This is a genomic window from Variovorax sp. P1_H12_2, assembly GCF_056405335.1.
In genome coordinates this window covers 1-4,513 of the sequence record NZ_JBFUCI010000478.1, presented here as the reverse complement: position 1 = coordinate 4,513, position 4,513 = coordinate 1, and the positions used below count along the sequence as shown (strand labels likewise).

5 protein-coding genes and 1 pseudogene are annotated in these 4,513 nt (G+C 67.4%); all 6 read right to left on the bottom strand.

Annotation, left to right across the window (positions count from 1 at the left end; translation table 11 throughout):
* Positions 1-248, bottom strand: a 248-nt coding sequence (locus AC1D2K_RS30515; protein WP_478093649.1) for a HypC/HybG/HupF family hydrogenase formation chaperone, incomplete at its 3' end; no start/stop codon positions are given.
* A 7-nt stretch (positions 249-255) separates the two neighbouring features.
* Positions 256-891, bottom strand: coding sequence for a HyaD/HybD family hydrogenase maturation endopeptidase (locus tag AC1D2K_RS30510; RefSeq protein WP_478093648.1), 636 nt, complete (start codon positions 889-891; stop codon positions 256-258).
* A 4-nt stretch (positions 892-895) separates the two neighbouring features.
* Positions 896-1,624 carry a Ni/Fe-hydrogenase, b-type cytochrome subunit gene (gene cybH / locus AC1D2K_RS30505; RefSeq protein WP_478093646.1) on the bottom strand — a complete coding sequence of 243 codons (729 nt, stop codon included), beginning with the start codon at positions 1,622-1,624 and terminating at the stop codon, positions 896-898.
* A 32-nt stretch (positions 1,625-1,656) separates the two neighbouring features.
* Positions 1,657-2,274, bottom strand: coding sequence for a HupE/UreJ family protein (locus AC1D2K_RS30500; RefSeq protein WP_478093645.1), 618 nt, complete (start codon positions 2,272-2,274; stop codon positions 1,657-1,659).
* 27 nt (positions 2,275-2,301) lie between these two features.
* Positions 2,302-4,158, bottom strand: a complete 1,857-nt coding sequence (locus AC1D2K_RS30495) for a nickel-dependent hydrogenase large subunit (RefSeq protein WP_478093644.1) — start codon at positions 4,156-4,158, stop codon at positions 2,302-2,304.
* A 34-nt stretch (positions 4,159-4,192) separates the two neighbouring features.
* Positions 4,193-4,513, bottom strand: a pseudogene (locus tag AC1D2K_RS30490) (hydrogenase small subunit); the annotation flags it as partial.

Here is a 4,513-nt window from a genome sequence, read left to right as displayed (position 1 = left end):
AACGCAGCCGGTGCACCGCTCGCGGCGCCGGCCTGTGCCGCCGCAAGCAGGTCGAGCGTGGCATCGATCTCGCCGGCGCGCCGCGCATCGATGTATTCGCGGACGCTGTCGAGGAAGACCAGTACCCAGTCGCCGACCGCCGGCTGCGTCACCAGCGCGGTCCGGACGCGTCGCTGCTCGCCCCGTCCGGTGCAGAGGGCGTGTCCAGGCTCGACCGCGATGACCTGCATGGGGATCCCGATGCACATGGCGCGCTCAGGCCTCCTGCCGCGCTGGCGCCGGCAGGAAGCGTTCGTCGCCGCGGCGGCAGGCGGCGTCCTCGGCCGGTCGTCCGGCCTCGTAGCGCCCGAGGTCGAGCTGGCGGAAGGTCACGACTTCGGCGCCGTCCAGCGGCTGCCTGCGCGGTCGCGGGGCGGCACCCCAGTGCCGCAGTGCGTCGACGCCGAGCGCGAGGGCGTCCTCCATCGCAAGTCTCACGGTCGGGCGCAGGCTGCCGCCGTAGTCGTCCAGCTCCTCGGGTTGGCACCCGACGAGCAGCACGTGCCGTGGATAGCGCTCGGTGAGTTGCGCCAGCATGAGCACTTCCTGGAACCCGGTCTGGTGCAGGCTCATCTTCTTGGCGCCCATGAAGCGAGGCACTTCGTCGTCCTCGATCAGCTTGAGCGTGCCGGGCGGCAGGCCGTAGTCGATAGCGTCGAAGATCAGCAGTCGGCTGGCCTGCTGGACGTGCTGGATCAGGTAGAGGCCCTGCGTGCCGCCATCGATCAGCGCCACATGCGGTGCGAACTCCCAGCGTTGCTGCAGGGCTTCGACACAGCGCACGCCGAAACCCTCGTCGGCCCACAGCACGTTGCCGATGCCGAGCACGCAAATGGATTCGTCCTGCGACATGGGCTCAGTCCTTGAATGTGCGATGGCCGGAGATCATCGTGCTGACCACGCTGGAGCGGCCCATGATGTCCTCCCGGATCGCGGCGTACACATGCAGGATCACGAACACGATCAGCCCCCACATGCCGAGGTGGTGCCAGGTATGCACATCCTGCGACTGCCCGAACAGCGGGATGACCCAGCCGAACAGTCGGTCCTGCCAGGAGCCGCGCTGGGCGCCTTCCGCATACAGCGCGAAGCCGGTGACGATCATGAAGACAATCAGCAGGAGGAAACCGAAAAACATCGCGAAACGCGCCAGCGGGTTGTGGCCCACGTAGCGCCCGGGTCGCGCGCTGACGAACGCGTACCACTTCACCATGCCCCAGATCTCCTGCCAGTAGACGCGCTGGAAGATCGGCACCCAGAACAGCTCGCGCGCGTGGTGGTTGCCGACGACGGCCCAGTAGATGCGCCCGAGCAGCCCGACCGCCAGCAAGTAGCCGGCCGCGAAATGCGCAAAGCGGATGTAGCCCATCAGGAAGTTCGCGCTGGCCTCGCCAGGCTGGGTCGGCAGCGGAGAGCCGATGAAATAGCCGGTGATGGCCAGCACCGTGATCGCGAGCGCGTTGATCCAGTGCCAGATGCGCACCGGTGCCTCGTACACATAGACCGACTTGATCGACCGGCCGTGCGCCACGGCGCTGTCGTCGCCGCCGCGGGCCGGGGCAACGGGGGAGGAGGTTGTATTCATGGCTGGGTCCCGGGATGGTGTGCGCGCCGGCGTCAGAGGCGCGCCGCGAGCATCAGCAGCCCGCTGCCGCCGATCAGCGCGGTCGCCRTGCGCCAGGCCCAGCCCGGCAACCGCTGCAGCGCGGCGCCGGCGCCCAGGCCCACGGCGTGCAGCAGCGTCGAGGCCAGCAGGAAGCCGGCCGCGTAGGCCATGAACGAATGGCCGCCGGCCAATTCACCGCCGTGTGCATGGCCGTGCAGCACCCCGGCGAGCGCGACCAGTGCCAGGCCGGCCATCGGTGCGATGCGCCCGGCGCCCAGCAGCAACGCCGCGAGCGCGACCACGCTCAGCGCGACGCCCGCCTCGACCCCCGGCAATCCGATGCCGCGGATGGCCAGCACGGCGCCCAGCAGCAGCGTCGCGAGGAATGCCGCCGGACCTGCGGCGCGCCAGCCCTTCGGCAGCGCGACCACCGACCACATTCCCACCGCGACCATGGCGAGCAGATGATCGTAGCCGCCGAGCGGGTGTGCGAGCCCGGCGGCAAAGCCTTCGGTGCCGTGGCCGGGATGGGCCTGCGCCGCCGAGGCCAGTGTGAACGCGAAGGCCGCGGCCAAGGCCTTGGCCACCGACACCCGAGCGCGGGTGCTGCGTGCTGTCTGAATCTGCATGTGCTTGTCTCCGTTCCTTGGGGGTGGTCAGCGCACCGTGACGCTGGTGAGTTCCTGGCCGTCCGGGCTCATCACGTGGGTCGAGCAGGCGAGGCACGGGTCGAACGAGTGCAGCGTGCGAAGGATCTCGACCGGCTGCTCCGGGTTGGCCATCGGCGTGTTCATCAGGCTCGCCTCGAACGCGCCGATCYGGCCCTTGGTGTCTCGCGGGCTGCCGTTCCAGGTAGTCGGCACCACGCACTGGTAGTTCTCGATGCGGCCGTCCTTGATGCGGATCCAGTGCCCCAGCGCGCCGCGCGGCGCAGCGACGGTGCCGACGCCCTTGGCCTCCTTCGGCCAAGTGGACGGGTCCCATTTCTCGACGTTGGCCGTGCTCGTGTCGCCGGCCTTGATGTTGGCCACGAGTTCGTTGAAGTCGTCGAGCATCATCTCGGCGCAGTACTGTGCCTCGAGYGCACGCGCCAGCGTCCGGCCAATGGTCGTGGGCAGCAACTGCTTCACGGTGTACTGCGTCTGCGGCATGCCCAGCGCCTTCGGGAAATCCTTGTTGATGATCGCCGCGGACCGGTCGACCTGCTCCTTCACCCGTTGGCAGTGCGGATGGCCCTTCAGCGCGTGCGCGTAGCCGAGGATGTAGCGCGACAGCGGACCGACCTCCATCGCGTGGCCGCGCCAGCGCGGTGACTTGATCCACGAATACTTTGCGCTTTCGTCCAGTTGCTCGATGTTCGTTCGTGTGCCCTTGGTCCTTGCGCCGAGCTCGTAGTTGGGTTCGGTCACGCCGTCCCACGGGTGAAGCCCCTTCGACTCGTCGGCGTACTTGTACCAGCTGTGGTTGACGAACTCCTGCACCTGCGCGGGGTCGCGCGGGTCCACCGGGAGGATCTCGTCCCAGTTGCCGCCCAGGATCGCGCCACCGGGCAGCTGCTGGGTCCGGTGGTCGCCCATCACCTTCTCGTACGTGCCGTAGTCCATCACGTTGGTCGCGGCGAGGCCGCCGCCGTAGAGCCAGCCGGCCTGCTTGTAGATGGTGCCGATCGCCAGCACGTCGGGGATGTAGACGTTGTTGTTGAACTCGATCATTTCCCGGATGCGCGCCTCGATGAAATTCAGCCGCTCCATGTTGACGGGCGCGCCCGCGGCGCCGTCCTTGTCGATGTTGATGGCGCAGGGCACGCCGCCTACCAGGTAGTTGGGGTGCGGGTTCTTGCCGCCGAAGATGGTGTGGACCTTGACCCACTCCTTCTGCAGGTCGAGTGCCTCGAGGTAGTGCGTCACCGCCATCAGGTTGGCCTCGGGCGGCAGCACGTAGGCCTTGCTGCCCCAGTAGCCGTTCATGAACGGGCCGAGCTGGCCGCTCTCGACGAACTTCTTGAGCCGGTTCTGGATGTCGCGGAAATAGCCCGCCGACGACATCGGATGCGATGGGGACACGGTCTGCTGCAGCTCCGAGGTCTTCTTCGGATCGGCCTGCAATGCAGACACCACGTCGACCCAGTCGAGCGCATGCAGGTGGTAGAAATGCACCGCATGGTCGTGCTCCTGCAGCGTCTTGGCCATGATCTCCCGGATCAGGTAGGCGTTCTTCGGGATCGTGATGCCAAGCGCATCCTCCACCGCGCGCACCGAGGCGAGCGCGTGGCAACCGGTGCACACGCCGCAGATGCGTTCGACGAAAGCCCAGGCATCGCGGGGGTCGCGGCCCTTCAGGATGACCTCGAGCCCGCGCCACATCGTGCCGGTCGACACCGCGTTGCGAATGACGTTGTCGCTGTCGACATTCACTTCGCACCGCATGTGACCTTCGATCCGCGTGACCGGATCCACCACGATACGGCGACCCGTATCGTCCATCTTGTAGCCTTGTGTCTCGTATGCACTCATTGTTGTGGTCCTTGCCGTTGGGGCATCGAATTCTTCAGCGTTCGGCGGTGTCGGCCGTCTTGCTTTCGGCCTTGTGCTGTGCGGCCCGCTTGATGGCCGATGCGGCGGCATGCGCGACCGCTGCCGCCCCGACCACGCCTGCGGCCGTGGCACCGATCCGGTCGGCATTGGCCTCGATGCCGAACTGGTGGATGTCGGTCAGGCGGTTGTAGAACGAGCCCTTGTCCCAGAAGCCGTCTTCCGAGCAGCCGATGCAGCCGTGGCCGGCCTTGATCGGGAAGCTCGTGCCCTCGTTCCACTGCACCGTCGAGCAGGCGTTGTAGGTGGTCGGGCCCTTGCAACCGACCTTGTAGAG

Excerpts from the sequence above, each read along its gene's own strand:
- AC1D2K_RS30510 (WP_478093648.1), bottom strand. The coding sequence starts at position 891 with ATGTCGCAGGACGAATCCATTTGCGTGCTCGGCATCGGCAACGTGCTG.
- cybH (WP_478093646.1), bottom strand. The coding sequence starts at position 1,624 with ATGAATACAACCTCCTCCCCCGTTGCCCCGGCCCGCGGCGGCGACGAC.